The sequence below is a fragment of the Buttiauxella ferragutiae genome, assembly GCF_022637515.1.
GTDB lineage: Bacteria > Pseudomonadota > Gammaproteobacteria > Enterobacterales > Enterobacteriaceae > Buttiauxella > Buttiauxella ferragutiae.
This window is the reverse complement of sequence record NZ_CP093332.1, coordinates 4,765,769-4,791,501: the sequence shown is the minus strand read 5'-3', so window position 1 is coordinate 4,791,501 and position 25,733 is coordinate 4,765,769. Positions and strand designations below refer to the sequence as shown.

The 25,733-nt window shown below is 50.4% G+C and carries 27 protein-coding genes; 22 read left to right on the top strand and 5 right to left on the bottom strand.

Annotated elements, in window-relative coordinates; translation table 11 throughout:
* Positions 1 to 6: 6 nt before the first annotated feature.
* From amiB to MNO13_RS22060, 13 genes are all read left to right on the top strand, one after another.
* Positions 7 to 1,335, top strand: a complete 1,329-nt coding sequence (gene amiB / locus MNO13_RS22120; RefSeq protein ID WP_064540759.1) for an N-acetylmuramoyl-L-alanine amidase AmiB — start codon at positions 7 to 9, stop codon at positions 1,333 to 1,335.
* A gap of 9 nt (positions 1,336 to 1,344) precedes the next feature.
* Positions 1,345 to 3,240 (top strand): DNA mismatch repair endonuclease MutL, encoded by a 1,896-nt coding sequence (mutL, locus tag MNO13_RS22115; protein ID WP_241939322.1) that lies wholly within the window; start codon positions 1,345 to 1,347, stop codon positions 3,238 to 3,240.
* The gene (miaA, locus tag MNO13_RS22110) at positions 3,233 to 4,180 is read left to right on the top strand and encodes a tRNA (adenosine(37)-N6)-dimethylallyltransferase MiaA (protein ID WP_064540755.1); all 948 of its coding nucleotides are present in this window, start codon (positions 3,233 to 3,235) and stop codon (positions 4,178 to 4,180) included. The genes mutL and miaA overlap by 8 nt, the downstream gene beginning before the upstream one ends.
* Before the next feature lie 102 nt (positions 4,181 to 4,282).
* Positions 4,283 to 4,591 carry an RNA chaperone Hfq gene (gene hfq, locus MNO13_RS22105; protein ID WP_034461169.1) on the top strand — a complete coding sequence of 103 codons (309 nt, stop codon included), beginning with the start codon at positions 4,283 to 4,285 and terminating at the stop codon, positions 4,589 to 4,591.
* A gap of 76 nt (positions 4,592 to 4,667) precedes the next feature.
* Complete coding sequence (gene hflX, locus MNO13_RS22100) at positions 4,668 to 5,948, top strand: ribosome rescue GTPase HflX (RefSeq protein WP_064540752.1); 1,281 nt, start codon at positions 4,668 to 4,670, stop codon at positions 5,946 to 5,948.
* Between the two features lie 74 nt (positions 5,949 to 6,022).
* Positions 6,023 to 7,288, top strand: a complete 1,266-nt coding sequence (hflK, locus tag MNO13_RS22095; protein WP_064540749.1) for an FtsH protease activity modulator HflK — start codon at positions 6,023 to 6,025, stop codon at positions 7,286 to 7,288.
* A 2-nt stretch (positions 7,289 to 7,290) separates the two neighbouring features.
* The gene (gene hflC, locus MNO13_RS22090; protein WP_064540746.1) at positions 7,291 to 8,295 is read left to right on the top strand and encodes a protease modulator HflC; all 1,005 of its coding nucleotides are present in this window, start codon (positions 7,291 to 7,293) and stop codon (positions 8,293 to 8,295) included.
* Between the two features lie 63 nt (positions 8,296 to 8,358).
* Entirely contained in the window at positions 8,359 to 8,556 is a 198-nt protein-coding gene (locus MNO13_RS22085) for a DUF2065 domain-containing protein (protein WP_064540742.1), read from the top strand.
* Between the two features lie 102 nt (positions 8,557 to 8,658).
* Positions 8,659 to 9,957 (top strand): adenylosuccinate synthase, encoded by a 1,299-nt coding sequence (locus tag MNO13_RS22080; protein WP_064540740.1) that lies wholly within the window; start codon positions 8,659 to 8,661, stop codon positions 9,955 to 9,957.
* A gap of 162 nt (positions 9,958 to 10,119) precedes the next feature.
* Complete coding sequence (nsrR, locus tag MNO13_RS22075) at positions 10,120 to 10,545, top strand: nitric oxide-sensing transcriptional repressor NsrR (RefSeq protein ID WP_034492795.1); 426 nt, start codon at positions 10,120 to 10,122, stop codon at positions 10,543 to 10,545.
* A gap of 39 nt (positions 10,546 to 10,584) precedes the next feature.
* Positions 10,585 to 13,053 (top strand): ribonuclease R, encoded by a 2,469-nt coding sequence (rnr, locus tag MNO13_RS22070; RefSeq protein WP_133522963.1) that lies wholly within the window; start codon positions 10,585 to 10,587, stop codon positions 13,051 to 13,053.
* 122 nt (positions 13,054 to 13,175) lie between these two features.
* Entirely contained in the window at positions 13,176 to 13,907 is a 732-nt protein-coding gene (gene rlmB, locus MNO13_RS22065; RefSeq protein ID WP_034492799.1) for a 23S rRNA (guanosine(2251)-2'-O)-methyltransferase RlmB, read from the top strand.
* A gap of 103 nt (positions 13,908 to 14,010) precedes the next feature.
* Positions 14,011 to 15,645 (top strand): isovaleryl-CoA dehydrogenase, encoded by a 1,635-nt coding sequence (locus MNO13_RS22060; RefSeq protein ID WP_241939321.1) that lies wholly within the window; start codon positions 14,011 to 14,013, stop codon positions 15,643 to 15,645.
* Positions 15,646 to 15,695: 50 nt separating this feature from the next.
* Here the strand turns inward: MNO13_RS22060 and MNO13_RS22055 are convergent, their stop codons facing one another.
* Positions 15,696 to 15,971: a YdgH/BhsA/McbA family protein gene (locus MNO13_RS22055; RefSeq protein WP_064540730.1), complete on the bottom strand. Its 276-nt coding sequence runs from the start codon at positions 15,969 to 15,971 to the stop codon at positions 15,696 to 15,698.
* A 156-nt stretch (positions 15,972 to 16,127) separates the two neighbouring features.
* Positions 16,128 to 16,457: a biofilm peroxide resistance protein BsmA gene (gene bsmA / locus MNO13_RS22050; protein ID WP_064540727.1), complete on the bottom strand. Its 330-nt coding sequence runs from the start codon at positions 16,455 to 16,457 to the stop codon at positions 16,128 to 16,130.
* Positions 16,458 to 16,651: 194 nt separating this feature from the next.
* Between bsmA and yjfP the strand changes: the two genes are divergently transcribed.
* Positions 16,652 to 17,377, top strand: a complete 726-nt coding sequence (gene yjfP, locus MNO13_RS22045) for an esterase (protein WP_121814464.1) — start codon at positions 16,652 to 16,654, stop codon at positions 17,375 to 17,377.
* On the opposite strand, the gene ulaR is transcribed toward yjfP, so the two are convergent.
* Together ulaR and ulaG are read right to left on the bottom strand one after the other, a co-directional pair.
* Complete coding sequence (gene ulaR / locus MNO13_RS22040; RefSeq protein ID WP_064540721.1) at positions 17,378 to 18,133, bottom strand: HTH-type transcriptional regulator UlaR; 756 nt, start codon at positions 18,131 to 18,133, stop codon at positions 17,378 to 17,380.
* Between the two features lie 103 nt (positions 18,134 to 18,236).
* Complete coding sequence (gene ulaG, locus MNO13_RS22035) at positions 18,237 to 19,301, bottom strand: L-ascorbate 6-phosphate lactonase (RefSeq protein ID WP_241939320.1); 1,065 nt, start codon at positions 19,299 to 19,301, stop codon at positions 18,237 to 18,239.
* A gap of 381 nt (positions 19,302 to 19,682) precedes the next feature.
* On the opposite strand from ulaG, the gene ulaA reads away from it, so the two are divergent.
* The 6 genes from ulaA to MNO13_RS22005 are packed head-to-tail and all read left to right on the top strand — an operon-like array spanning position 19,683 to position 24,094.
* Positions 19,683 to 21,080 carry a PTS ascorbate transporter subunit IIC gene (ulaA, locus tag MNO13_RS22030; protein WP_241939319.1) on the top strand — a complete coding sequence of 466 codons (1,398 nt, stop codon included), beginning with the start codon at positions 19,683 to 19,685 and terminating at the stop codon, positions 21,078 to 21,080.
* 12 nt (positions 21,081 to 21,092) lie between these two features.
* Positions 21,093 to 21,398: a PTS ascorbate transporter subunit IIB gene (gene ulaB / locus MNO13_RS22025; protein WP_064540712.1), complete on the top strand. Its 306-nt coding sequence runs from the start codon at positions 21,093 to 21,095 to the stop codon at positions 21,396 to 21,398.
* A 9-nt stretch (positions 21,399 to 21,407) separates the two neighbouring features.
* Positions 21,408 to 21,878: a PTS ascorbate transporter subunit IIA gene (gene ulaC, locus MNO13_RS22020; protein WP_064540709.1), complete on the top strand. Its 471-nt coding sequence runs from the start codon at positions 21,408 to 21,410 to the stop codon at positions 21,876 to 21,878.
* 10 nt (positions 21,879 to 21,888) lie between these two features.
* The gene (locus MNO13_RS22015; RefSeq protein ID WP_133522965.1) at positions 21,889 to 22,545 is read left to right on the top strand and encodes a 3-keto-L-gulonate-6-phosphate decarboxylase UlaD; all 657 of its coding nucleotides are present in this window, start codon (positions 21,889 to 21,891) and stop codon (positions 22,543 to 22,545) included.
* A 9-nt stretch (positions 22,546 to 22,554) separates the two neighbouring features.
* A complete protein-coding gene (locus MNO13_RS22010; protein ID WP_241939318.1) occupies positions 22,555 to 23,421 on the top strand; it encodes an L-ribulose-5-phosphate 3-epimerase in 867 nt (288 codons plus the stop codon).
* A complete protein-coding gene (locus MNO13_RS22005) occupies positions 23,408 to 24,094 on the top strand; it encodes an L-ribulose-5-phosphate 4-epimerase (RefSeq protein ID WP_064540703.1) in 687 nt (228 codons plus the stop codon). The genes MNO13_RS22010 and MNO13_RS22005 overlap by 14 nt, the downstream gene beginning before the upstream one ends.
* Positions 24,095 to 24,338: 244 nt before the next feature.
* Here the strand turns inward: MNO13_RS22005 and yjfY are convergent, their stop codons facing one another.
* Positions 24,339 to 24,614, bottom strand: coding sequence for a DUF1471 family protein YjfY (gene yjfY / locus MNO13_RS22000; protein ID WP_064540699.1), 276 nt, complete (start codon positions 24,612 to 24,614; stop codon positions 24,339 to 24,341).
* A 398-nt stretch (positions 24,615 to 25,012) separates the two neighbouring features.
* Here yjfY and rpsF point away from each other — a divergent pair, with 398 nt between their 5' ends.
* Positions 25,013 to 25,408, top strand: coding sequence for a 30S ribosomal protein S6 (gene rpsF, locus MNO13_RS21995; RefSeq protein WP_034492828.1), 396 nt, complete (start codon positions 25,013 to 25,015; stop codon positions 25,406 to 25,408).
* A gap of 6 nt (positions 25,409 to 25,414) precedes the next feature.
* Positions 25,415 to 25,732: a primosomal replication protein N gene (gene priB, locus MNO13_RS21990; RefSeq protein ID WP_064540696.1), complete on the top strand. Its 318-nt coding sequence runs from the start codon at positions 25,415 to 25,417 to the stop codon at positions 25,730 to 25,732.
* Position 25,733 lies beyond the last annotated feature (1 nt).

The window sequence follows — 25,733 nt, the reverse complement described above, 5'->3', positions numbered from 1 at the left end:
GACGGGATGATCTCTCGCGTAAAAAGTTGGTTGATGGCGGTGTGTTTACTGGTACTGACTGTACAGGTCAACGCCGCAAATTTAGCAGATATTCAGGTATCAAATGGTGATTCGCAGGCGCGGATCACCTTTAGTTTTATTGGTGACCCTGAATATGCTTTTTCTCAGGATGATAAAAAAAGCGTTGCTCTGGATATCAAGCAAACCGGTGTTATTAGAGGTTTGCCGCTGCTATTCAGTGGCAATAATCTGGTGAAAAGCATTCGATCCGGGCAACCTAAAGATAGCGGTTCTTTACGTCTGGTGGTGGACCTCACCCAGCCAGGTAAAACACGAGCGGTGAAACAGCAGCACGGCGCTAATTATACGGTGGTATTTACCATTAATGCCGATGCACCGCCGCCGCCGCCACCTCCACCAGTAGTGGCGAAACGTGTTGAAGTGTTGCCAGTAACACGTCCCGCTGAACCGGCAAAAAATCCTTTTAGTTCTCAAACCGTAACCGGTGCCATGAGTTCGAATACCGTCACGCATCCGGCACGAGCGAAACGCACCACCACTCAATCCGATACTATCGTCGTCGCCATTGATGCCGGTCACGGTGGGCAAGATCCTGGCGCGATTGGCCCCGGTGGTACCAAAGAGAAAAACGTCACTATTTCTATCGCCCGTAAACTTCGTGAGTTGCTTAATGACGACTCCATGTTTAAAGGTGTGCTCACTCGCGATGGCGACTATTTTATTTCAGTGATGGGGCGTTCAGATGTCGCCCGTAAGCAGAACGCCAATATTCTGGTGTCGATTCATGCTGATGCCGCACCAAATCGCGATGCAACAGGGGCTTCTGTCTGGGTGTTGTCAAATCGCCGGGCAAATAGCGAAATGGCAGGCTGGCTTGAGCAACACGAAAAACAATCCGAGTTACTTGGCGGCGCGGGCGATGTGCTGGCCAACAGCCAGGCGGATCCTTATCTCAGCCAGGCGGTGCTGGATTTGCAATTCGGCCATTCTCAGCGCGTCGGGTATGATGTGGCAACCAAAGTTCTGGCGCAGATGCAGCGGGTAGGCGCGTTACATAAACGCCGTCCGGAGCATGCGAGCCTTGGGGTGTTACGTTCCCCAGATATTCCTTCTGTGTTGGTGGAAACCGGGTTTATCAGTAACCATTCGGAAGAGCGTCTGCTGGATAGCGATGATTATCAGCAAAAAATTGCCCAAGCTATTTATCAAGGGTTAAAGGATTATTTCCTGACGCATCCGCTACAATCAGCACCTGACTCTTCTCAGACCGCACGCTCAGGCTCAGGTGTCGATCAGGTCGCGATTACTCAATAAGGATATTTCATGCCGATTCAGGTTTTGCCGCCGCAACTTGCCAACCAGATTGCGGCTGGCGAAGTGGTAGAGCGCCCCGCGTCGGTGGTGAAAGAACTGGTTGAGAACAGCCTTGATGCGGGTGCTACGCGGATTGATATTGATATCGAACGTGGTGGTGCCAAGCTCATTCGCATTCGCGACAATGGCTGCGGGATTAAAAAAGATGAGCTGGCGCTGGCGCTGGCTCGTCATGCCACCAGTAAAATCGCTACACTTGATGACCTTGAAGCCATTATTAGCCTTGGTTTTCGTGGTGAAGCGCTGGCGAGTATTAGTTCAGTTGCGCGGCTGACGTTAACGTCGCGTACTGCTGAACAAAGCGAGGCGTGGCAGGCTTATGCCGAAGGACGCGAACAAGATGTGACGGTTAAACCTGCCGCACATCCTGTTGGAACCACGCTCGAGGTGTTGGATCTGTTCTACAACACGCCTGCCCGGCGCAAATTTATGCGCACCGAAAAAACCGAATTTAATCACATTGATGAAATCGTCAGACGTATTGCGCTGGCGCGCTTCGATGTGTCAATTAATCTCACCCATAACGGTAAAGTGATACGTCAGTACCGTGCTGTAGCGGAAGGCGCACCACGTGAACGCCGCCTTGGGGCAATCTGCGGTACTGCATTCCTCGAACAAGCGTTGGCCATCGAATGGCAACATGGTGATTTGGCGTTGCGTGGCTGGGTGGCTGAACCGTCTGCCACCACGTCTGCGCTTGCTGAGATTCAATACTGTTATGTGAATGGACGCATGATGCGCGATCGCCTGATCAACCATGCGATCCGCCAGGCCTGTGAAGATAAGCTTGGGGCCGAGCAACAACCCGCATTTGTGCTATATCTTGAAATTGACCCGCATCAGGTGGATGTGAATGTGCATCCCGCTAAGCATGAAGTCCGTTTTCATCAGTCGCGCCTGGTACATGATTTTATCTACCAGGGCGTGTTAAGCGTTTTGCAACAGCAGAGCGAAAATCGTCTACCGTTGGAAGAGACTGCGGAAGATCCACAACCTCGCTGGCAGCCTGAAAACCGCGTTGCATCGGGGCGGAATCAGTTTGCGACCCCTGCTCCGGCAACGACACATCGCGAAGCGGCATATCGTGACGTTGCACCACGTAGTTCTGGGGAAAATATCCCTGGGCATAGCGGTGGGGGCGTGAATAAAGTCGCACCATTGTGGCCCCATGCTGCACCCGGTTTTCAGAAGAAAGAAGGTGCGTTGTACCGCGAGTTACTGAATACACCTGCATCTGCGGTGGAGAGTCGTGTTGCTGAGCCTGAAGTTTTCGAGGCGTTAGATGCACATGCGCAAAGTTTTGGCCGCGTACTGACGGTTCTTCCTCCGGACCTGGCGTTGCTGGAACGCGAAGGCAAATTGATGCTGCTTTCACTAAGCGTAGCTGAGCGCTGGTTGAGAATGGCGCAGCTCGTGCCGGGTAGTGAAGGCGCTCGAGCCCAACCGTTGTTGATACCCGTTCGGTTGAAGGTGACCAAAGAAGAACAGGATGTTTTGCTGAAAAATCAATCACTGTTACTGGAAATGGGCATCGAATTTGTTGCGGAGTCGCGTCAGATAACAATTCGCACGGTACCTTTACCTTTGCGTAAACAAAATTTACAAATCTTGATTCACGAACTGCCAGGATACCTGGCGCAACAGACAGAGGTTAGCGCAACACAGATTGCTCAATGGTTTGCTCGTCAAATGGACGGCTTTCATGAACAATGGAACCAGTCACAGGCAATTGCCCTGCTGGCTGACGTAGAGCGTCTTTGTCCGCAACTGGTGAAATCACCACCTGGCGGTTTGTTACAACCTGTTGATTTACAATTGGCGATGAACGCCCTGAAACATGACTGAAGTTAAGCAAAACCTGCCACAGGCAATTTTTTTGATGGGGCCGACGGCCTCAGGTAAGACAGCGTTAGCCATTAATTTGCGTAAAACGTTGCCGGTAGAGTTGATAAGCGTCGATTCGGCCCTTATCTATCAAGGGATGGACATCGGTACCGCGAAGCCAACGGCAGAAGAACTCGCCCAGGCTCCGCATCGGTTACTTGATATTCTCGACCCGGCACAGGCTTATTCCGCCGCAGATTTCCGGCGTGATGCACTGGCTGAAATGGCGGAAATTACCGCTGCAGGACGTATCCCCTTATTAGTAGGGGGAACGATGCTCTACTTCAAGGCATTGTTAGAAGGTTTATCGCCGTTGCCATCCGCCTCTCCTGAAGTTCGGGAACGGATAGAAAAACAGGCAGCAGAGCAAGGATGGGATGCGTTGCACCGTGAATTAGCACTGGTTGATCCGGTTGCTGCTGCTCGTATTCATCCAAATGATCCACAAAGGCTTTCCCGGGCACTGGAAGTTTTTTTCATTTCGGGTAAAACTTTAACGGAACTGACACAAACGTCAGGAGAAGCTCTGCCTTACCAGGTGCATCAGTTCGCCATCGCCCCGGCGAGCCGTGAACTGCTCCATCAAAGAATTGAGCAGCGTTTTCATCAGATGTTAGCTTCGGGATTTGAAGCTGAAGTACGGGCTCTTTTTGCCCGTGGTGATTTGCATACGGACATGCCTTCCATTCGTTGTGTGGGTTACCGGCAGATGTGGTCTTATCTGGCGGGTGAAATTCCTCATGATGAAATGGTTTATCGTGGTATTTGCGCGACGAGACAATTGGCTAAGCGTCAAATGACCTGGTTGAGAGGTTGGGAAGGTGTTCACTGGTTAGACAGTGATAATCCGTCCCAGTCTTACAACGATGTAGTACAGGTAGTTAGTGCGAAGCATCAATGAATGTGTACAATTGAATCGTTATGGTGCGCAGTATCTTACGCAGTTTTTCAGAGCCTCAGGGCTCTTGAGTTACAAACAACAAGCATATAAGGAAAAGATAGAATGGCTAAGGGGCAATCATTACAAGATCCGTTCTTGAACGCACTGCGTCGCGAACGTGTTCCAGTTTCTATTTATTTGGTGAATGGTATTAAGCTGCAAGGTCAGATTGAGTCTTTTGATCAGTTTGTGATCCTGTTGAAAAACACGGTTAGCCAGATGGTCTATAAGCACGCGATTTCAACTGTTGTTCCGTCTCGTCCGGTATCTCATCACAGCAATAACACCGGTACTAGCGGTTCTGGCAGCTACCACCATGGTGGAAGTGCGCAAGGTTCTGCGCCACAACAAGACAACGAAGACGCTGAATAAGGCATAACGTTGTTTTTCCAAGCCGGGGAACCAGGGATGCTGGGTTCCCCGCTGGTCTTTTTGAGAGGTTATACGCTTGTTTGACCGTTATGATGCCGGTGAGCAGGCGGTGCTGGTACACATCTATTTTACGCAAGACAAAAACAAAGAAGATCTGGATGAGTTTGAATCTCTGGTCTCTTCAGCTGGTGTCGAAGCGTTACAGGTGGTTACTGGTAGCCGCAAAGCTCCTCACCCGAAGTATTTTGTTGGTGAAGGTAAGGCAATTGAAATTGCCGATGCAGTGAAAGCCACTGGGGCATCGGTCATTTTATTTGATCATGCGTTGTCTCCTGCTCAGGAGCGTAACCTCGAAGCGCTGTGTGAATGTCGTGTCGTCGACAGAACCGGCCTGATTTTAGATATTTTTGCTCAACGTGCGCGTACCCATGAAGGTAAATTGCAGGTTGAGCTGGCTCAGTTACGTCACATGGCAACTCGCCTTGTGCGCGGCTGGACCCACCTTGAGCGTCAGGGAGGGGGGATAGGTTCACGAGGCCCTGGGGAAACTCAGCTCGAAACCGACCGCCGTTTACTGCGCAATCGGATTATGCAGATCCTTGGTCGCTTAGAACGAGTCGAAAAACAGCGTGAGCAAGGGCGAAGATCGCGTGCCAAGGCTGATGTCCCAACCGTTTCTCTGGTGGGCTACACCAACGCCGGCAAATCCACCCTGTTTAACCAAATAACAGCGGCAGATGTTTATGCCGCAGATCAGTTGTTTGCTACGCTGGATCCAACATTGCGTCGTATTAACGTCGCCGATGTGGGTGAAACGATCCTGGCGGATACAGTAGGATTTATTCGTCACCTGCCACATGACTTAGTGGCAGCATTTAAAGCAACCCTGCAGGAAACTCGTCAGGCGACATTGTTATTACATGTGATTGACGCAAGTGATCTCAGGATCGAGGAAAACATTGCCGCGGTTGATACCGTTCTCGAAGAGATTGAGGCTAATGAAATTCCTGCGCTAATGGTGATGAATAAGATAGATATGTTGGACGACTTTGTTCCTCGTATCGACAGAGATGATGAAAATATGCCGATACGGGTCTGGCTTTCTGCCCAGACCGGTGATGGCGTTCCACTGCTTTTCCAGGCTTTGACTGAGCGTTTATCTGGTGAAATTGCACAGCATACGTTGTGCTTGCCCCCCCAGGCTGGGCGACTGCGAAGCCGTTTTTATCAGCTTCAGGCAATCGAAAAAGAGTGGATGGAGGAGGACGGCAGTGTTGGCTTACAAATTCGTATGCCTATTGTTGACTGGCGTCGCCTCTGTAAACAAGAACCGGCACTCGTTGACTACATCGTTTAGCAAGTCAAGGGACTGTCCTGAAGACTTTTTCCCCTTAGGGGGATATCACCGCACAACAAATATGGAGCATAAACATGGCGTGGAATCAGCCCGGTAATAACGGACAGGACCGCGACCCGTGGGGAAGCAGCAAACCAGGCGGCGACTCTGGGGGTAATAAAGGAGGGCGGGATCAGGGGCCTCCTGATCTTGATGATATCTTCCGGAAATTAAGCAAAAAACTCGGCGGCCTTGGTGGCGGTAAAAGCGGTGGTGGTGGCGGTACCGGCGGCGGTTCTTCACAGCTTCCGCGTCCACACATCGGTGGTCGTATGGTCGGCATTGTTGCTGCCGTAGCCGTGGTTATTTGGGCTGCTACTGGGTTCTATACCATCAAAGAAGCTGAACGTGGTGTGGTGACTCGTTTTGGTCAATTCAGCCATTTGGTTGAGCCAGGTCTGAACTGGAAACCAACATTTATTGATAAAGTCACTGCGGTAAACGTTGAAGCAGTTCGCGAATTGGCGGCTTCTGGTGTGATGCTGACCTCTGACGAGAACGTGGTTCGCGTCGAAATGAACGTCCAGTATCGCGTGACCGATCCGCGTCGCTATCTGTATAGCGTAACCAGTGCAGACGACAGCTTGCGTCAGGCAACCGACAGCGCACTGCGTGGTGTTATTGGTAAATACACCATGGATAAGATCCTCACCGAGGGTCGTACCATTATTCGTAATGATACTCAGCGTGAACTGGAAGAAACCATTCGTCCGTACAACATGGGTATCACCTTACTGGACGTTAACTTCCAGACAGCTCGTCCACCGGAAGAAGTAAAAGCTGCGTTTGATGACGCGATTTCTGCGCGTGAAAACGAACAGCAATACATCCGTGAAGCTGAAGCTTATACCAACGAAGTTCAGCCGCGTGCTAACGGCCAGGCGCAGCGTATTCTCGAAGAAGCTCGCGCTTATAAAACACAGACAGTGTTAGAAGCGCAGGGTGAAGTTGCACGCTTTGCGAAGCTGTTGCCAGAGTACAAAGCCGCACCGGAAATCACCCGTGAGCGTCTGTATATCGAAACCATGGAAAAAGTGCTTAGCCATACTCGTAAAGTTCTGGTTAACGACAAAGGCGGCAACTTGATGGTTCTGCCTCTGGATCAGATGCTGAAAGGTGGCTCTCAGCCTGCAGCAAAGAGTGACAGCAGTGGCGCGAATAATCTGTTGCGTTTGCCACCTGCATCCGGCTCTAGCAGCGGTAGCGCCAGCACACCGTCCTCAACTAGTCAGGGCGATATCATGGATCAGCGCCGCGTGAACGCGCAGCGCACTGATAACCAGCGCGTAGGGAGTGAATAACGATGCGTAAGTCAGTCATTGCTTTAATTATCATCGTGCTGGTGGTGCTGTTTACCTCGGTCTTCGTGGTACAAGAAGGTGAGCGCGGGATTACGTTACGCTTTGGTAAGGTGTTGCGTGATGATGAAAATAAGCCGGTGGTCTACGAGCCAGGTCTGCATTTCAAAGTACCGTTTATCGAGTCAGTTAAAACTCTTGATGCGCGTATTCAGACCATGGATAACCAGGCCGACCGCTTTGTAACCAAAGAGAAGAAAGACCTGATCGTTGATTCTTATATCAAATGGCGTATCAGTGATTTCAGTCGCTACTATCTGGCAACCGGTGGTGGTGATGTTTCTCAAGCTGAAGTGCTGTTAAAACGTAAATTCAGTGACCGTCTGCGTTCTGAAATTGGTCGTCTTGATGTGAAAGACATCGTGACCGATTCCCGTGGTCGCCTGACTCTGGATGTTCGTGATGCGTTGAACTCAGGTTCTGCGGGGGCTGACGATGAAGTGTCAACGCCTGCTGCGGATGATGCGATTGCATCGGCGGCTGCGCGTGTGACTCAAGAAACCAATGGCAAAGTGCCTGTGGTTAACACGAACAGTATGGCGGCTCTGGGTATCGAAGTGGTCGATGTGCGTATCAAGCAGATCAACCTGCCAGCAGAGGTTTCTGAAGCAATCTACAACCGTATGCGTGCAGAGCGTGAAGCCGTTGCTCGTCGTCACCGTTCACAAGGCCAGGAAGAAGCTGAGAAGCTGCGTGCTACCGCCGACTACGAAGTCACTCGTACTCTGGCAGAAGCTGAGCGTCAGGGGCGTATTAGCCGTGGTGAAGGTGATGCTGAAGCTGCCAAACTGTTTGCAGACGCATTTAGCCAGGATCCAGACTTCTATGCCTTTATTCGTAGCCTGCGTGCTTACGAGGCCAGCTTCAATTCTGGTCAGGACGTGATGGTGCTAAGTCCGGAGAATGATTTCTTCCGCTACATGAAAACGCCAGCGAACAGTTCACGTTAATTTTCGCGAGTTATACAAGAGCCGGTCTGACCGGCTCTTTTTTTATTGGTGTTTGAGGGAAATATGAATTCGACTATCTGGATGGCATTAGCGTTAGTTTTAGTGCTCGAAGGACTCGGGCCAATGCTTTACCCGCGTATGTGGCGCCGAATGATTGCCGCTTTAACTCAGCTTCCCGACAATACGCTGCGCCGTTTTGGTGGTGGTCTAGTGGTTGCAGGTATTGTTATCTACTACATGTTGAGTCGAAGCGGTGGTTGAGTCACATTGAGGGCGATGATTACCATTTTGCATACTAAAAGGGCTGATCATCGAAGAAACCGATGGTAGAATCCTTTTTTAAGCAAACGGTGATTTTGAAAAATGGGTAACAACGTCGTCGTACTGGGCACCCAATGGGGTGACGAAGGTAAAGGAAAGATCGTAGATCTTCTGACTGAACGGGCTAAATATGTTGTGCGCTACCAGGGCGGTCACAACGCAGGCCATACTCTCGTAATCAACGGTGAAAAAACCGTTCTTCATCTTATTCCATCAGGTATTCTGCGTGATAACGTTACCAGCATCATCGGTAATGGCGTTGTGCTGTCTCCTGCTGCACTGATGAAAGAGATGAAAGAGCTGGAAGACCGTGGGATTCCGGTACGTGAGCGCCTGCTGTTATCTGAAGCATGTCCACTGATCCTTGATTATCACGTTGCGCTGGATGTGGCTCGTGAGAAAGCTCGTGGTGCGAAAGCTATCGGTACTACCGGTCGTGGTATCGGTCCTGCATATGAAGACAAAGTGGCCCGTCGTGGCCTGCGCGTTGGCGACTTGTTCGACAAAGCCACCTTTGCAGACAAACTGAAAGAAGTTCTGGAATACCATAACTTCCAGCTGGTTAACTTCTATAAAGTTGAAGCGGTTGATTACCAGAAAGTTCTGGACGATGTCATGGCAGTTGCTGACATTCTGACCAGCATGGTAGTTGACGTGTCCGACCTGCTGGACGGCGCACGTAAACGCGGCGACTTCATCATGTTCGAAGGTGCTCAAGGCACACTGCTGGACATCGACCACGGTACCTATCCGTACGTGACCTCTTCCAACACCACCGCGGGTGGCGTGGCAACAGGTTCCGGCATTGGTCCACGTTATGTTGATTACGTTCTGGGTATTATCAAAGCGTACTCTACTCGCGTTGGCGCAGGTCCGTTCCCAACAGAACTGTTTGATGATATCGGCGAGTTCCTGTGCAAACAAGGTAACGAGTATGGTGCTACCACTGGCCGTCGTCGTCGTACCGGTTGGCTGGACATCGTTGCTGTGCGTCGCGCAGTGCAGATTAACTCCCTGTCAGGTTTCTGCCTGACCAAGCTCGACGTACTGGACGGCTTGAAAGAAGTTAAACTGTGCGTAGGCTACCGTATGCCAGATGGCCGTGAAGTGACTACCACTCCAATGGCTGCTGACGACTGGGAAGGTATCGAGCCAATCTACGAAACCATGCCAGGCTGGTCAGAAACCACCTTTGGCGTGAAAGAGCGTAGCGGTTTGCCTCAGGCAGCACTGAACTACATCAAACGCATTGAAGAGCTGACCGAAGTACCAGTAGATATTATTTCTACCGGTCCGGACCGTTCTGAAACCATGATTCTGCGCGATCCGTTCGACGCATAATGATGTGATGGGGTGTGCGCATAGCACGCCCCAACTGCTTTATCCTGCCGTTTTATCTACCTTCCCCGTTAAATAAATTAGCTGGCAACCATATGGCTGGTTTATCATCAATATATCGCCCTGATGGCGAAAAGCGTTTCCCCTCCCACCCTAGAGGTTGATGTGCAGTTAACGAGTTTTACTGATTACGGTTTACGTGCTTTGATTTACATGGCGTCTTTGCCTGAAGGCAAGATGACGAGCATTTCTGAAGTCACAGAAGTGTATGGTGTATCACGTAATCATATGGTGAAAATCATCAATCAACTCAGTCGCGCAGGCTATGTGACGGCAGTGCGCGGCAAAAACGGTGGCATTCGCCTCGGCAAGCCGGCGGTATCTATCCGTGTCGGTGATGTGGTGCGCGAGCTGGAACCGCTTTCTTTGGTGAACTGTAGCAGTGAGTTTTGTCATATTACCCCCGCATGTCGCCTGAAACAGGCACTGGCCCAGGCGGTGCAAAGCTTTCTTACAGAGCTGGATAAGCACACCCTGGCCGATTTGGTGGACCAAAACCAACCGCTCTACAAATTATTGCTGGTGGAATAAATCACGATTTCCTCAGCAAATGACAACGGAGGAACCGCAATGTCAAAAGATCCTTTTCAGGAACGAGAAGCCGAAAAATACGAAAACCCGATCCCAAGCCGGGAGTTTATTCTCGCTCATCTCTCCAAACGTGAAAAACCAGCCAATCGTGACGAACTGGCTGAAGAACTGAATATTACCGGTGAAGAACAACTTGAAGCGCTGCGTCGCCGTTTGCGAGCCATGGAACGCGATGGACAGTTGGTCTTTACCCGCCGCCAGTGTTACGCCCTGCCAGAACGTCTCGATTTGCTAAAAGGCAAAGTCATTGGCCATCGCGATGGTTTTGGTTTCCTGCGCGTAGAAGGTCGTAAAGACGATCTCTACCTTTCATCTGAGCAGATGAAAATGTGCATGCATGGCGACATCGTGCTGGCGCAGCCGCTGGGTGCCGACCGTAAAGGCCGTCGCGAAGCGCGTATTGTGCGCGTACTTGAGCCAAGAACCGGGCAAATCGTTGGCCGCTACTTTACCGATGCCGGTATTAGTTTTGTGGTGCCAGACGACAGCCGCCTGAGCTTCGATATCCTTATCCCACCAGAAGGGGTAATGGGCGCACGCATGGGCTTTGTGGTAGTAGTTGAACTGACTCAGCGTCCAACTCGCCGCACCAAAGCTGTAGGTAAAATTGTTGAGATTCTTGGCGACAACATGGGCACCGGCATGGCTGTCGATATGGCGCTGCGCACCCATGAAATCCCATACGTCTGGCCGCCAGAAGTCGAAGCACAAGTCGCTTCACTTAAAGAACAGGTGCCGGAAGAAGCCAAAATTGGCCGCGTGGATTTGCGTGACCTGCCGCTTGTCACCATCGATGGTGAAGATGCGCGTGACTTCGATGATGCCGTGTTCTGTGAGAAGAAACGTGGCGGCGGCTGGCGTTTATATGTCGCTATTGCCGACGTAAGCTATTACGTTCGCCCGCCAACCGCGCTGGATAAAGAAGCTCGTAACCGTGGCACGTCAGTTTACTTCCCATCGCAGGTTATCCCGATGCTGCCGGAAGTGCTGTCCAACGGCTTGTGCTCGCTCAATCCACAGGTTGACCGTCTGTGTATGGTCTGTGAAATGACCATCTCTTCGACGGGCCGTCTGACCGGTTCGAAATTCTACGAAGCGGTAATGAGCTCCCATGCGCGTCTGACCTACACCAAAGTGTGGCACATGTTGCAGGGCGACCAGGAACTGCGCGAGCAATATGCGCCGCTGGTTAAGCACATTGAAGAGCTGCATAACCTGTATAAAGTGCTGGATGTTTCCCGTGCGCAGCGTGGCGGCATCTCGTTTGAAAGCGAAGAAGCGAAGTTTATCTTCAACGCCGAGCGCCGTATTGAACGCGTTGAGCAAACCGTTCGTAACGACGCGCATAAACTTATCGAAGAGTGCATGATCCTCGCGAATATCGCGGCGGCACGCTTTGTCGAGAAAAACAACGAACCGTCACTGTTCCGTGACCACGATCGTCCAACTAACGAGGCGATCACGTCATTCCGTTCGGTGCTGGCTGAACTAGGTCTGGAACTGCCTGGCGGGCAGAAACCAGAACCGCGTGATTATGCTGAATTGCTGAACTCGATTGCCGATCGCCCGGATCATGAAATGCTGCAAACCATGCTGCTGCGTTCCATGAAACAGGCCGTTTACGATCCAGAAAACCGTGGTCACTTCGGCCTGGCGCTGCAATCTTACGCGCACTTTACTTCACCGATTCGTCGTTACCCGGATCTGTTGCTGCACCGTGCGATTAAGTATCTGCTGGCAAAAGAGCAGGGTCATAAAGGCAACAGCACCGAGTCTGGTGGCTGGCACTATGAGATGGACGAAATGCTGCAGCTTGGCCAGCATTGTTCCATGGCAGAACGCCGCGCCGATGAAGCGACGCGCGATGTTGCCGACTGGCTGAAATGCGACTTTATGCAGGATCAGGTCGGTAATACCTTTACTGGCATCATCGCCAGCGTTACCGGCTTCGGCTTCTTTGTACGCCTGACGGATCTGTTTATCGATGGCCTGGTACACGTTTCCACTCTCGATAACGACTACTACCGTTTCGACCAAATCGGGCAGCGCCTGATTGGTGAATCCGGTGGTCAGACTTATCGCCTGGGTGACCGTGTCGAAGTGCGCGTTGAAGCCGTCCACATGGACGAGCGTAAAATTGATTTTGCTCTGATTTCCAGCACTCGTGTTCCTCGTGGCGCGGGTAAAACTGAGAAAGACCGAGCGAAAAAAGGCGCAAACGGCAACGGGCCAAAACGTCGTCAGGGCGGTAAACGCACGAACTTCGAGCCAGACAGCACTTTCCGTAAAGAGAAAGGGCCAGCCAAGCCGAAGAAAGCGAAAGCCGAGAAAAGCGCCGACACAAAAGCCGAGCCGAAAGCGAAGAAACCAAAAACGCAGTCGGACAAAACTCGTAAAATAGCCGCCGCTACTAAAGCCAAGCGCGCTGCGAAGAAGCAGCCGAGCTAACGAATAATACCTCTCACCCTAACCCGATCGGTTTTCTCCCTCTCCCTGGGGAGAGGGCCGGGGTGAGGGTGACCATATCAGCATTAACAACGGTGCATCAGCACCTGAAATGAGTAACAGTAATGAGTGAAATGATTTACGGCATTCACGCCGTCCAGGCACTGCTTGATAACGCTCCTCAGCGTTTTCGGGAAGTCTTTATTCTTAAAGGCCGTGAAGACAAACGTCTGATGCCTTTAATTCATGCGCTGGAAGCTCAGGGTGTGCCGGTTCAAATGGCAAACCGCCAATGGCTGGATGAAAAATCTGAAGGCGCGGTGCACCAGGGCATTATTGCTCGCGTGAAACCGGGTCGTCAGTATCAGGAAAATGATATTCCAGACCTGCTTGCCAGTATCGATACCCCGTTCCTGCTCATTCTGGATGGCGTTACCGATCCCCACAACCTCGGTGCCTGCCTGCGTAGTGCAGATGCCGCTGGCGTGCACGCGGTTATCGTTCCGAAAGACAGATCTGCCCAGCTGAACGCGACTGCCAAGAAAGTGGCCTGCGGTGCCGCAGAGCACGTTCCGCTTATTAGTGTGACCAACCTGGCTCGCACTATGCGCTTATTACAGGAATCGAACGTCTGGATCGTCGGTACAGCGGGCGAAGCTGACCATACTTTATTCCAGAGCAAAATGACCGGCCCAATGGCGCTGGTGATGGGCGCTGAAGGTGAAGGTATGCGTCGCCTGACGCGTGAACATTGCGATGAGCTGATTAGCATCCCAATGGCCGGAACGGTTTCTTCATTGAACGTTTCCGTTGCGACCGGTATTTGCCTGTTCGAAGCTGTGCGTCAACGCAGTTAATCTCTTGTGGGGTGCGCTCGCACCCCGCTTTGTGATCCTCCTCCATGCATAAGCGCTGTCACCGTCCATACTAATGGCTATGCCATTAATGGGAGGGAACACGATGCGCTGGCAAACTCATACCGTTTTTAACCAACCAATACCCCTCAACAACAGTAACCTTTTTCTTTCTGATATTTCGTTAACCGAAGCTGTTTTACGTGAAGGTGCTGGCTGGGATGCTGAACTTCTGGCGAGTATTGGCCAACAACTCGGCTCGGCTGAATCGCTGGAACTCGGGCGGCTGGCAAACGCGAATCCCCCTGAATTACTTCGTTATGACTCTAGCGGCGAACGGCTTGATGATGTGCGGTTTTATCCCGCCTGGCATTTGTTGATGCAGGGATTGTGTGCCAATCGGGTTCATAATTTGCCGTGGCAGGAAGATGCCAGGCAGGGCTCGTTTGTTGCCCGTGCAGCGCGTTTTGTTCAGCACGCACAAGTGGAAGCAGGCACGTTATGTCCGATAACCATGACATTTGGTGCGATCCCTCTCTTGCTTAAGCATCTACCCAAAGAGTTTCAACCGTGGCTGAAGCCGATGCTCAGCGATCGTTACGATGCCCATCTTGCACCCGGTGCGCAAAAACGTGGCCTGTTGATTGGCATGGGGATGACCGAAAAGCAAGGTGGCTCGGATGTACTCAGCAACACCACTCGCGCTGAAGCCATCGACAAACGCGGCCCTGGCGAAATGTATCGCATAGTCGGCCATAAGTGGTTTTTCTCCGTTCCACAAAGTGATGCTCATTTAGTTCTGGCACAGGCGAAAGGTGGGTTGTCCTGCTTCTTCCTGCCGCGCTTTTTACCGGATGGGCAGCGCAATCAGGTTCGCTTTGAGCGGTTGAAAGATAAGCTTGGTAATCGTTCAAACGCCAGCAGTGAAGCCGAGTTTCTCGATGCAACAGCATGGCTTATTGGCGAGGAAGGCGAAGGGATTCGTTCGATTCTGAAAATGGGTGGCTACACCCGTTTTGATTGTGCATTGGGTAGCCATGGCCTGATGCGCCGTGCGCTCTCGGTTGCGTTGTATCACGCACATCAACGGCAAGCATTCGGCAAGACGCTGATCGACCATCCTATTATGCGCCAGGTGCTTGGACGAATGGCATTGCAACTTGAAGGGCAAACGGCGTTTCTGTTCCGTCTGGCTCGCGCCTGGGAATCACCTGCTAACCCACATGAATTGGCCTATAGCCGCCTCTTTACCCCAGCTGCCAAGTTTAGCGTCTGTAAATCAGGTATCCCGTTTGTCGCAGAAGCGATGGAAGTACTCGGGGGAATCGGCTATTGCGAAGACAGCGAATTACCTCGTATTTATCGTGAAATGCCGGTGAACAGTATTTGGGAAGGCTCCGGCAATATCATGAGCCTTGATGTGCTGCGTGTTTTGACTAAACAGCCGGGTGCTATGGAAATGCTGCATGCAGAATTTGATGAGGTAAAGGGGCAAAACCGGCATTTCGATCGTAGCTGGCGGCAGTTGCAACAGCGGCTGCACAAACCACAAGAAGAGTGGGGCAGGGAACTGACACGGCTGCTGGCGCTACTGGCAACCGGCACACAAGTTTTACAACATCTCTCTCCACCATTGGGCGAGGCCTGGTGTCGTATGATGCTGGATTCGCGTGGGGAAAGTGTATTACCGAATCAAGTATTGATTGATGTGCTGCTGCGAGCGACGGGGCGTACTGGATAGAAACATAAAAGCCAGCGCTATAGCGTTGAGCTAAATGGCTGCTGGCTTATTTACGCATAAATAATGGCTTGTACACGCCAGCCTTCAGCAAGCTGGTTTTCCTGCATTTTGACGATACGATAGTAAGACGCACCGTGCTCATCGGCCTTTAAGGCAATGACTTTTTCCACATCTTGCACGGTACCGGCGATACCGTTTACTGAAATCATGCCGATTTCATTCAAACCCGTCACACAATCTGCGGCAACATCTTCTGCCGATTGCGCCGATGTTGTAATTAGCCCCACGGACAGCAGTAATGAGGTTAAGGCAAGCGATCGTTTCATAGTTAGCTCCTTTAATACTTACCCTAAATCAGCAGGGCATTCCTTCGCGTTAGTTGAACTCCAGACCTGTCCGTTGGCTGAAGTTCATTGTGCATAACAAACGATCAGTTGACGCAAAGCTGTGTAAATCTTAATAAAGGTAAACACCGCACTGCATTACTTGCGATACAAAATTGCCTGGGCATACCACTGTCCCGGAACCACCGTCTCATCGTTTAACAAGATTTGGTAGTAATCCGCTTTCGCAGCAATTGCTTTCTCTTTTATCGCTCGCTCAGAGTCCATTGGTGAGCCGCGTTCGAGTGCTGTCACTGTCCCTATTTTGGTTAATCCTTGCGTTTGCGAACGCTGAATTTCCTGAGGACTTTCGGTTACCGGCGGTGCGGGTTGCGGTGTACCCTGTAACACGCTACAGGCACTGAGTGCTGTCACAAGTAGCAAAGCTGATAGCAGTCGCATGATCGTTTCTCGTCTCTTAATAGCCATAGTGTAGCCCCGGTTTTTTTCTGGGAAGAGGGAATGTTCCCATTCTGTTAGCTTCCCCGCGCTTTTTAATCACTTTCGAATGAAAATCGCTAAGCAGATCTCATAGTGAATAAGAATCTATGTAAGCACATGGCTTGCCATCTAGTGAATGCTGGCTTACAAAAGAAGACGCACAATGATCCGGAGCGATTCCAATGATAGAAATGTACACCGAGCAGTTAGGCGGTATCGAAGTTCTGCATGCTGTACCTGCCGGGAAAAAAGAAAGCAAACTGCCGGTAGTTTTTTTCTATCACGGTTTTACGTCATCCAAACTGGTGTACAGCTACTTTGCTGTCGCACTCGCTCAGGCCGGAATGCGCGTGATTATGCCTGATGCCGAGCAGCATGGTTCCCGTTTCAATGGAGACGATGCGGCGCGGCTGTATCAATTCTGGTCGATTCTCAAACAAAATATTGATGAGTTTTCTCAGCTTCACAAGGCACTGTGCGAACGTTATCCCATAGATGAACATCGTGTTGCAGTAGGTGGTGCGTCGATGGGAGGAATGACCGCTCTTGGAATTATGGCGCGTTACCCGCAAGTGAGTTGTGTGGCATGCCTGATGGGGTCGGGATATTTCATATCGCTTGGTAAAAGTTTGTTCCCACCGCAGGTGTTAGATCTGGAATCACTTAACAAACTTGCAGACTACGACATCAGCCATCAACTGGAAAAGGCCGGGAACCGGCCACTAATGCTGTGGCACGGCGAAGAAGATGACGTAGTTCCGGCGGCAGAAACCTGGCGTTTACAACAGGCACTGATTGAGAAGGGGCTGGACAAACAGCTTCTTTGCTTGCGTGAACCGGGAGTGAAGCATCGTATTACCCCTTCAGCGCTTGAGGCGACCAGCCGCTTTTTTAGCGAATATCTTTGATTACACAAGAATGACCTGCACACCCTGATCTTCAAGCTTTTTGACCACTTCAGGGTTTGCTTGTTTACCGGTGATGACTAAATCAATTTGCTCAGCCCGGCTAAAAAGCATACCTGCACGTTGGCCCACCTTCGAGCTATCAACCAGTACTGCCAGTTTACCCACCACACCTAGCATCTTCTGCTCAGCCATTGCCGTCAGCATGTCAGTTTTATAAAGCCCTTCCGCAGTCAAACCCTTACCGCTGGTAAACATCCAGTGTCCGGCGTACAGCGAAGTATCGTTATCTTGAGGCCCAAGGGTGATGGAATGGCTTTTATTGTACTGACCGCCCATGATCACCACACTTTCATGTTCTTGATCGATAAGATAATTAGCAAGCGGCAGATAGTTAGTAATGATCTGCACGGGTTTTCCGCAGATCTGCTGGCCGAGTAAAAAAGCGGTCGACCCACAGTTAATCACCACACTTTCTCCCTGTTTTACGAGGGCAGAAGCGGCGCTGGCAATACGGCTTTTCTCATCATGATTTTGCGCCAGATGTATATTCATTGGCGTCCAACGTAAGCGCTGCTGGCTAATGGCTTCGGCACCATTGCGGACTTTTTTTAACCTGCCGCTTTCATCCAGTTTGTTGATATCACGACGTGCTGTAGCGGGAGAGATTGCCAGGCGTTCCATAACTTGTTCGACAGTAACAAACCCAGTCTGCTGGAGCAGATCAAGCAAGATTTGGTGGCGTTGTGCTTCGGTCATGCTTATTCCCGAGGAAAGATGATTTTTAAAGATGATATTTGAAAAATAATGAAACACCTAAAGTTATGCTGAAGATGCCGGGCGTAAACCCGGCTTTATGTTATTACAGGAAGGATTTGAACGGTAAGTCTGGTTCGAGGGTAAAGCAGTCATCAAAACCGCGAGGATAGTGATATTCGAATAAATCTTTATCCAACGGCCAGGTAAACTTGCCGCCAACTTGCCAGATAAACGGCTTAAAGCCGTATTTCAGGCGATCTTTCTTCATGTTCCATAAGACGCGGATCTCTTGTGGATCGGCCTGGAAATTCGACCAGATATCATGATGGAACGGGATGACAACTTTAGTATTCAGTGACTCCGCCATACGTAAAATATCAGCACTGGTCATTTTATCGGTGATCCCGCGTGGGTTCTCGCCATAAGAACCGAGTGCCACATCAATCTGGTGGTCATTGCCATGTTTGGCGTAGTAGTTGGAATAGTGGGAGTCGCCACTGTGATACAGATTGCCGCCTGGTGTTTTGAACAGATAATTTACCGCCCGCTTGTCCATGCCATCCGGCAGTACGCCCAGTGCTTTTTCATCCGCAGGTAGTGTAATAAGTGCAGTGCGATCAAAGGCATCCAGCGCATGAATTTCAATATCTTTCACTTTCACAATATCGCCAGGCTTCACCACAATGCAGCGTTCGCGTGGAACTCCCCAGCCAATCCATAAATCAACGCAGGTTTGTGGCCCGATAAACGGCACATCATCAGCGCAATTTTGCATTACGGCAGCAGCCACGTTGACGTCGATATGATCGTTGTGATCATGCGTCGACAGCACTGCATCAATATGACAAATGGCGAAAGGATCGAGCACGAATGGCGTGGTACGCAAGTTTGGTTGTAGCTTCTCGACGCCAGCCATGCGCTGCATTTGATGGCCTTTTTTCATTAGCGGGTTACCGTGGCTTTGTTTGCCGGTTCCGCACCAAAAATCTACACAGATATTCGCACCACCCTGAGATTTCAACCAGATACCCGTGCAGCCCAGCCACCACATGGCAAAAGTGCCAGGAGCGACAACTTCCTGCTCAATTTCTTCATTCAGCCAACTTCCCCACTCCGGGAAGGTGTTCAATATCCAGGATTCGCGGGTAATCGTCTTAACCTTGCTCATCATTTCTCTCCTTTCCATTCAGAATTTAAAATCAACAGTGGTCATTAAATGATTTAATTTGATTGATATTGACATCAAAAAATTAACTTGAGAAGTGTTTTTTAGTTTTCTTGTTTGCTGTTTGATTCCATAAAAAACTCACTTAATGACATCGCTGCAGTGCTTTACTCTCACTATTCACATGATATTTAGTGATTATTTGTCTGAATTTATTATGAAGCATTAACCATTGTGAAACTGTGGAAAATAAATTGCGTGGCATCTCACAATTAATCATTTTCAATCTTGTTGTGATTACTTTTGACAAATAAAGTGAGGGCGAACATTACTTCAGCCTGTTTTCTCATCAAAACAGGGAGCGACTACCCTACGGAGAGCTTTATGGAGATCCTCTACAACGTCTTTACCATCTTTTTTAACCAGCTAATGACCAACGCCCCGCTGTTGTTGGGGATTGTCACTTGTCTTGGCTACTTGCTGCTGCGAAAAAGCGCCAGTGTGATTATCAAAGGCACCATCAAAACCATTATTGGTTTCATGCTGTTACAAGCAGGCTCTGGCATTTTGACCGGCACGTTTAAACCGGTAGTGGCAAAAATGTCTGAGGTTTATGGAATTAATGGCGCGATCTCAGATACCTATGCCTCAATGATGGCCACTATCGAAAGGATGGGGGACGCTTACAGTTGGGTGGGGTACGCGGTGTTGCTGGCGCTGGCTCTCAACATAACTTATGTGCTGTTACGGCGCGTGACGGGGATTCGCACCATCATGCTGACTGGGCACATCATGTTCCAGCAAGCCGGTTTAATAGCGGTGTTCTTCTTTATTCTCGGGTATCCGATGTGGACGACCATCATCTGCACCGCTGTTCTGGTTTCCCTCTATTGGGGCATCACCTCAAACATGATGTACAAACCTACGCAAGCTGTGACGGAAAATAGCGGTTTTTCCATTGGCCACCAACAGCAATTCGCCTCGTGGATCGCCTATAAAATTGCGCCGTATTTGGGCAAAAAAGAGGAGAGCGTTGAAGACCTCAAACTGCCCGGTTGGCTCAACATCTTCCATGACAATATCGTTTCAACTGCCATTGTAATGACGCTGTTTTTCGGTGTGATTCTTTGCTCATTCGGCATTGATGTCATGCAGGCTATGGCGGGTAAAACACACTGGACTATCTACATATTGCAAACCGGCTTCCAGTTCGCCGTGGCGATTTTCATTATCGTGCAGGGCGTCAGGATGTTTGTTGCTGAACTCTCCGAAGCGTTTAACGGTATTTCGCAGCGCTTGATTCCCGGTGCGGTGCTTGCCATTGACTGTGCGGCTATCTATAGCTTTGCGCCTAACGCCGTGGTGTGGGGCTTTATCTGGGGAACCATCGGCCAGCTTATCGCTGTCGGTATTCTTATCGCCGCTGGCTCCTCCATCATGATTATTCCTGGTTTCATCCCGATGTTCTTCTCGAACGCCACCATTGGCGTGTTTGCCAACCACTTTGGCGGCTGGCGTGCTGCACTAAAAATCTGCCTGGTGATGGGCATGATTGAAATCTTCGGTTGCGTTTGGGCGGTAAAACTTACCGGACTCAGTGCCTGGATGGGCATGGCCGACTGGTCGATTCTGGCACCTCCGCTAATGGAAGGATTAACACTGGGCCTGTGGTTTATGGGGGTCGTGATAGTCATTGCACTGGTTTACATGTTCTTCGCCGGGCGCACCTTGCGCCAGGAAGAAGATGCTGAAAAACAACTGACGGAATCCTCCGCCAATTAAGGAATTGAGATTATGACCGTACGAATTCTGGCTGTATGTGGTAACGGGCAAGGCAGTTCCATGATCATGAAAATGAAAGTGGATCAGTTTTTGACGCAGCAAGGTGTTGATCATTCCGTAAACAGTTGTGCCGTGGGGGAATACAAAAGTGAACTGAGCGGTGCCGATGTGATTATCGCTTCGACGCACATCGCAGGTGAAATCACCGTGACCGGCAACAAACATGTGGTGGGGGTTCGCAATATGCTTTCTGCGGCGGATTTCGGACCAAAGTTGATGGAAGTGATCACCGCGCATTTTCCTCAGGATCTGAAGTAAGGAACGCCAATGAAATTACGTGATTCTCTGGCACAAAATCATTCCGTACGTTTACAGGCTGAAGCCAAAACCTGGCAGGACGCGGTAAAAATCGGCGTCGATTTGCTGGTGGAGGCAGACATCGTCGAACCGCGATATTACCAGGCGATTCTCGATGGTGTGGCGCAATTTGGCCCTTACTTCGTTATCGCTCCGGGCCTTGCTATGCCGCATGGTCGCCCAGAGGAAGGAGTGAAAAGCACCGGTTTTTCACTGGTGACGCTGAAAACACCATTGGTGTTCAACCATGAAGATAACGACCCAGTGGACATCCTCATCACTATGGCGGCCGTTGATGCCACCACCCATCAGGAAATCGGCATCATGCAGATTGTGAATCTGTTTGAAGATGAAGCCAATTTTGACCGTTTACGCGCCTGCCGTTCCGAACAGGAAGTGCTGGATTTAATTGACCGCGCTACGGCGCTGGCAACTGCTTAAGGAGCTTTTCATGTCTCATTCATTACCGATGCTGCAAGTTGCGCTGGATAACCAAACCATGTCAGACGCATACAAAACTACGCGCCTGATAGCTGAAGAAGTCGACATTATTGAAGTGGGGACCATTCTTTGTGTCGGGGAGGGCGTGCGAGCTGTGCGCGATCTCAAGGCGCTCTACCCACATAAAATTGTACTGGCAGATGCCAAAATCGCCGATGCCGGGAAAATACTTTCGCGGATGTGTTTTGAAGCCAATGCCGATTGGGTGACCGTCATTTGCTGTGCCGATATCAACACCACCAAAGGTGCACTGGAAGTGGCCCGTGAATTTAACGGAGATGTGCAAATCGAATTGACCGGTTTCTGGACGTGGGAACAGGCACAGGAATGGCGCACCGCAGGAATCGAACAGGTGGTTTATCACCGAAGTCGTGATGCGCAAGCCGCTGGGGTGGCATGGAGTGAAGCAGATATCAGTGCCATCAAACGCCTTTCCGATATGGGCTTTAAAGTGACGGTGACCGGCGGCCTGGCTCTGGAGGATTTACCACTATTTAAAGGTATTCCAATCCATGTGTTTATCGCCGGGCGAAGTATTCGTGATGCGCAATCTCCGGTAGAAGCAGCACGCCAGTTTAAGCGCACTATCGCCCAGCTCTGGGGTTAAGGACGGCTCATGTTACATAAGCAAGTTCCGCTAGGTATCTACGAAAAAGCGCTCCCTGCAGGGGAGTGCTGGCTCGAAAGATTGCAGCTTGCCGCCAGCCTGGCGTTCGATTTTGTCGAAATGTCAGTTGATGAAACCGATGAGCGCCTGGCGCGTCTGGACTGGAGCCGCGAGCAGAGAATAGCGCTGGTTCAGGCTGTAGCACAAACCGGCGTTCGCGTGCCTTCGATGTGCTTGAGTGCGCATCGCCGTTACCCGCTAGGAAACGAAGACGACGCGGTGCGTAATCAGGGGCTGGAGATAATGCGCAAAGCCATTAAGTTTGCGCAGGATGTGGGTATCCGCGTCATCCAACTGGCTGGGTACGATGTTTATTACCAGCAAGCTAACGATGAAACTCGCCGTCGCTTTCGTGAAGGTTTGACTCTGGCAGTCGAAATGGCGAGCCGTGCGCAAGTCACGTTGGCGATGGAAATCATGGACTACCCGCTGATGAATTCCATCAGCAAAGCGATGGGGTATGCACATTACCTGAATAACCCGTGGTTCCAGCTTTACCCGGACATCGGGAATTTATCCGCCTGGGATAACGACGTTCAGATGGAACTCGAAGCAGGGCGCGGACATATCGTGGCAGTACATGTAAAAGACACGCGTCCCGGGGTATTCAAAAATGTTCCCTTCGGCAGTGGGGTAGTGGAGTTTGAGCGCTGTTTTGAAACATTAAAACGCAGTGGCTACCGTGGCCCATATTTAATTGAAATGTGGAGTGAGACTGCGGCGGATCCGATTGCCGAAGTCATTGCCGCTCGCGATTGGGTATTGGCGCGAATGGCGGCGGCTGGGTTGCAGGAGGCCGGTGATGCAGCAGCTTAAACAACAGGTATTTGAAGCAAACATGGCATTACCGCGCCATGGTCTGGTGACGTTTACCTGGGGAAACGTCAGCGGGATAGACCGTGAACGGCAATACATTGCCATCAAGCCTAGTGGTGTAGCGTATGAACAAATGTCTGCGGACGATATGGTCATCGTGGATTTGAACGGTACGGTCATTGAAGGGAAGTATCGACCATCTTCGGACACTGCTACCCATCTGGCGCTTTATAAAAAGTACGCCGAACTCGGCGGCGTAGTGCATACCCATTCCACTCACGCAACCGCATGGGCGCAGGCTGGGCTCAGTATTCCGGCTCTCGGCACCACACACGCTGATTACTTTTTGGGTGATATCCCCTGCTCTCGTCCGTTGACCTGCGATGAAGTGCAAAGTGAATACGAGCTAAACACCGGCAATGTCATCATTGAAACGCTGGGCAGCGGTAATCCTTTGCACACGCCTGGTGTCGTGGTCTATCAGCATGGCCCCTTTGCGTGGGGAAAAAACGTTGAGGATGCCGTTCATAATGCAGTGGTTATGGAAGAAGTCGCGCGAATGGCGTGGATTGCACAGGGTATAAACCCGCAGTTAAAACCAATCGACAGCTATTTGATGGACAAGCATTTTCAGCGCAAACACGGCGCAAATGCTTATTACGGACAGCGTTAGTTGAGCATTATTAGGTATTACGCGAGCTCATTCGAAATACAGCTAGGTGGCAAGAGAGCGAATCCCCGGGAGCTTACTAAAGTAAGTGACCGGGGTGAGTGAACGCAGCCAACACCCCTGTATTTTGAATGAGAAAGCGTAATAAAAAGGCCCCCGCAAGCGGGGGCAAGTCAAACGTTGGCTTTCTATGTCGTTGTGGTATTCCTGGTGTTAACGCGTTACTTCATTACCTCATTGCATTCTATTACCGATAGATATCAGCGCTGATACGCATATTGCCGTTGCTATCTGGCTCTCTCATCAATATCGGGTGAAAGTACTTTGCTCCGTGCTGATCCGTGTCGCCATTAATCGCGACTTCGGCCTCTTGTTCGGTAGCAAAATTATGATTGATGTAAATCACCCCTAAGCTCATCACATCATCCATATTTTTTGCCTGATGGTTGTCTATTTTGATAGCGGCTGTCGCATTCACGCAAAGCAAAAGTGCAGCGACAAAGGCTAATGCGATAGTTTTCATATTCCGCTCCACTATACCCATAGCCCAGCGTTCTGAAGCAGTCAGGGTATACAACTTAGTGTGTTAGATGCGGTCGTCGCTCCTGTTAATAAATAGTGGCGGCCTATGACAGTAAGTGTAACTCCATCATGTTGAATAAAAAGCGACCATTTCTGATGGTGTTGGTCAAAAATTTAAAGTGATCTACGTCAAAGTTATAGATTTCACTGAGTTAGTACGCAGTTTAAATTTTAGCCTTCATGCAAAAGAATTAATTTCTGTATTGCCTTGAGTTTAGCGGGCTGCACTTGTATGATTACGCGTCAATTTTTTCAGCCGCCTTTATAAACACGTTCCTTGCTTCCATGGGCCGCGGCTGACCCTGACAGGAGGCTGAATAATCCGTAAGGAGCAATTCGATGCGTCATTACGAAATCGTTTTTATGGTCCATCCTGACCAGAGCGAACAGGTTCCGGGTATGATCGAACGTTACACTGGTGCAATCACTGCAGCAGAAGGTACGATCCACCGTCTGGAAGACTGGGGCCGCCGTCAACTGGCTTACCCGATCAACAAACTGCACAAAGCACACTACGTTCTGCTGAACGTTGAAGCTCCGCAGGAAGTGATCGATGAGCTGGAAACTAACTTCCGCTTCAACGACGCCGTTATCCGTAGCATGGTTATGCGTACTAAGCACGCTGTAACCGAAGCTTCACCAATGGTTAAAGCTAAAGACGAACGTCGTGATCGTCGCGATGACTTCGCTAGCGAAACTGCTGATGATGCAGATGCTGGGGATTCTGAAGAGTAATTTCCAATGACGGCCAACCGCCTGGTATTGTCTGGCACAGTGTGCAAGACGCCCCTTCGCAAGGTTAGCCCGTCAGGAATTCCTCATTGCCAGTTCGTGCTTGAGCACCGTTCTGTGCAAAAGGAAGCCGGTTTAGATCGGCAGGCGTGGTGCCGTATGCCAGTTATTATTAGCGGGCACGCACACTCAGCCATTACTCAAAGTATAACGGTCGGCACGGTACTCACAGTTCATGGTTTCATTAGTTGCCATCAGGCAAAAAATGGGCTGAACAAAGTGGTATTGCATGCCGAGCAGATTGAATTGATAGATTCTGGAGACTAGC

What these genes read in the sequence shown, in the direction of transcription:
- amiB (WP_064540759.1), top strand. Translation starts at nt 7, where the DNA reads ATGATCTCTCGCGTAAAAAGTTGGTTGATGGCGGTGTGTTTACTGGTA.
- mutL (WP_241939322.1), top strand. Translation starts at nt 1,345, where the DNA reads ATGCCGATTCAGGTTTTGCCGCCGCAACTTGCCAACCAGATTGCGGCT.
- miaA (WP_064540755.1), top strand. Translation starts at nt 3,233, where the DNA reads ATGACTGAAGTTAAGCAAAACCTGCCACAGGCAATTTTTTTGATGGGG.
- hfq (WP_034461169.1), top strand. Translation starts at nt 4,283, where the DNA reads ATGGCTAAGGGGCAATCATTACAAGATCCGTTCTTGAACGCACTGCGT.
- hflK (WP_064540749.1), top strand. Translation starts at nt 6,023, where the DNA reads ATGGCGTGGAATCAGCCCGGTAATAACGGACAGGACCGCGACCCGTGG.
- hflC (WP_064540746.1), top strand. Translation starts at nt 7,291, where the DNA reads ATGCGTAAGTCAGTCATTGCTTTAATTATCATCGTGCTGGTGGTGCTG.
- MNO13_RS22085 (WP_064540742.1), top strand. Translation starts at nt 8,359, where the DNA reads ATGAATTCGACTATCTGGATGGCATTAGCGTTAGTTTTAGTGCTCGAA.
- MNO13_RS22080 (WP_064540740.1), top strand. Translation starts at nt 8,659, where the DNA reads ATGGGTAACAACGTCGTCGTACTGGGCACCCAATGGGGTGACGAAGGT.
- rnr (WP_133522963.1), top strand. Translation starts at nt 10,585, where the DNA reads ATGTCAAAAGATCCTTTTCAGGAACGAGAAGCCGAAAAATACGAAAAC.
- rlmB (WP_034492799.1), top strand. Translation starts at nt 13,176, where the DNA reads ATGAGTGAAATGATTTACGGCATTCACGCCGTCCAGGCACTGCTTGAT.
- MNO13_RS22060 (WP_241939321.1), top strand. Translation starts at nt 14,011, where the DNA reads ATGCGCTGGCAAACTCATACCGTTTTTAACCAACCAATACCCCTCAAC.
- MNO13_RS22055 (WP_064540730.1), bottom strand. Translation starts at nt 15,971, where the DNA reads ATGAAACGATCGCTTGCCTTAACCTCATTACTGCTGTCCGTGGGGCTA.
- bsmA (WP_064540727.1), bottom strand. Translation starts at nt 16,457, where the DNA reads ATGGCTATTAAGAGACGAGAAACGATCATGCGACTGCTATCAGCTTTG.
- yjfP (WP_121814464.1), top strand. Translation starts at nt 16,652, where the DNA reads ATGATAGAAATGTACACCGAGCAGTTAGGCGGTATCGAAGTTCTGCAT.
- ulaR (WP_064540721.1), bottom strand. Translation starts at nt 18,133, where the DNA reads ATGACCGAAGCACAACGCCACCAAATCTTGCTTGATCTGCTCCAGCAG.
- ulaG (WP_241939320.1), bottom strand. Translation starts at nt 19,301, where the DNA reads ATGAGCAAGGTTAAGACGATTACCCGCGAATCCTGGATATTGAACACC.
- ulaA (WP_241939319.1), top strand. Translation starts at nt 19,683, where the DNA reads ATGGAGATCCTCTACAACGTCTTTACCATCTTTTTTAACCAGCTAATG.
- ulaB (WP_064540712.1), top strand. Translation starts at nt 21,093, where the DNA reads ATGACCGTACGAATTCTGGCTGTATGTGGTAACGGGCAAGGCAGTTCC.
- ulaC (WP_064540709.1), top strand. Translation starts at nt 21,408, where the DNA reads ATGAAATTACGTGATTCTCTGGCACAAAATCATTCCGTACGTTTACAG.
- MNO13_RS22015 (WP_133522965.1), top strand. Translation starts at nt 21,889, where the DNA reads ATGTCTCATTCATTACCGATGCTGCAAGTTGCGCTGGATAACCAAACC.
- MNO13_RS22010 (WP_241939318.1), top strand. Translation starts at nt 22,555, where the DNA reads ATGTTACATAAGCAAGTTCCGCTAGGTATCTACGAAAAAGCGCTCCCT.
- MNO13_RS22005 (WP_064540703.1), top strand. Translation starts at nt 23,408, where the DNA reads ATGCAGCAGCTTAAACAACAGGTATTTGAAGCAAACATGGCATTACCG.
- yjfY (WP_064540699.1), bottom strand. Translation starts at nt 24,614, where the DNA reads ATGAAAACTATCGCATTAGCCTTTGTCGCTGCACTTTTGCTTTGCGTG.
- rpsF (WP_034492828.1), top strand. Translation starts at nt 25,013, where the DNA reads ATGCGTCATTACGAAATCGTTTTTATGGTCCATCCTGACCAGAGCGAA.
- priB (WP_064540696.1), top strand. Translation starts at nt 25,415, where the DNA reads ATGACGGCCAACCGCCTGGTATTGTCTGGCACAGTGTGCAAGACGCCC.